1 protein-coding gene is annotated in these 1,286 nt (G+C 62.1%); it reads left to right on the top strand.

The genetic code is table 11. The annotated features are described in order from the left end of the window. Positions 1 to 56 precede the first annotated feature (56 nt). Positions 57 to 1,225 (top strand): IS3 family transposase gene (locus AC07UX_RS21140; RefSeq protein ID WP_495193931.1). Its coding sequence is split into 2 segments (ribosomal slippage): positions 57 to 321 and positions 321 to 1,225, totalling 1,170 coding nucleotides; the frame shifts between segments, so codons are not numbered across the junction. Positions 1,226 to 1,286: the final 61 nt, after the last annotated feature.

Here is a 1,286-nt window from a genome sequence, read left to right as displayed (position 1 = left end):
GCCGGTTTTCTGGACAGGATGCTAAGCTAATTCCGACCTGACGGATTGGTACGGGAATGAAGACGACGAGGAAGCGCTACAGCGCGGATTTCAAGGCGAAGGTGGCTCTGGAGGCGATCCGGGGTGACCTGACGCTGGCGGAGTTAGCCGCCAAACATGGCGTGCACCATACGATGATCGCATCCTGGAAGCGGCAGGCCATCGAAGGGATGGCCGGCACGTTCTCCGGTGCGGGCGATGTGGCCAAGACCGCCAACGATAGCGAGGTCGAGAAGCTGCACGCGAAGATCGGGCAACTGGTCGTCGAGCGGGATTTTTTAGCGAAAGCCTTCGGTCGATGAGCGTGGATCGGAGGCGGGCGATGATCGAACCTGCTCACCACCGCCTGTCGATCTCTGCGCAATGCCGCCTGCTGCGGATCAGTCGTTCGTCTTATTACTACGCCCCGGTGCCGGAAACGGACGAGACGCTGGCGCTGATGACGGTGATCGACGCGACGTTTCTGGACTGCCCCTGGTACGGCAGCCGCCAGATGGCGCGGCACCTGCGTGCAGGACATGAGGTCGGTCGCCGTCGGGCAAGGCGGCTGATGGCGAAGATGGGGCTTACGCCGATCTACCAGTGGCCGCGCACCAGCGATCCCCATCCGCAGCACCGGGTCTATCCCTACTTGCTGCGCAAGCTGGCGATCGAGCGGCCAAACCACGTGTGGTGTGCCGACGTGACCTACATCCCCATGCGGCGCGGCTTTCTGTATCTGGTAGCGATCATGGACTGGGCAACCCGCAAGGTGCTGGCCTGGCGGCTGTCGAACACCATGGACGCCGGCTTCTGTATCGCAGCGCTGGAGGAGGCCCTGACCCGCTTCGGCAAGCCCGAGATCTTCAATACCGATCAGGGCAGCCAATTTACGTCGCACGCGTTCACCAGCGTGCTACGCGACGCCGAGGTCCGCATCAGCATGGATGGCCGAGGCCGGTGGATGGACAACGTCTTCATCGAACGCCTCTGGCGATCCTTGAAGTACGAGTGCGTCTATCTCCACGCCTTTGAGACGGGCTCCGAACTGCGGGCTGGCCTGGGCCGGTGGATCACCTATTACAACACCCAGCGTCCGCACTCGAGCCTGGCCGGGAGAACCCCACTCGAGGCCTATCGGCGGATCGGACAATCAGATCATGGGGGGCATGCCCCCCATGATCTGATGATCAAACAGGCGGCATGAACGATAACCGGGATTAGCTTAACTCAGCCGCCAAACTGTCCAAGAAGGCGGGACCACCTCA

This window comes from Sphingobium sp. GW821-FHT02B05, assembly GCF_059421905.1.
This window is presented reverse-complemented; position numbering and strand designations above follow the sequence as displayed.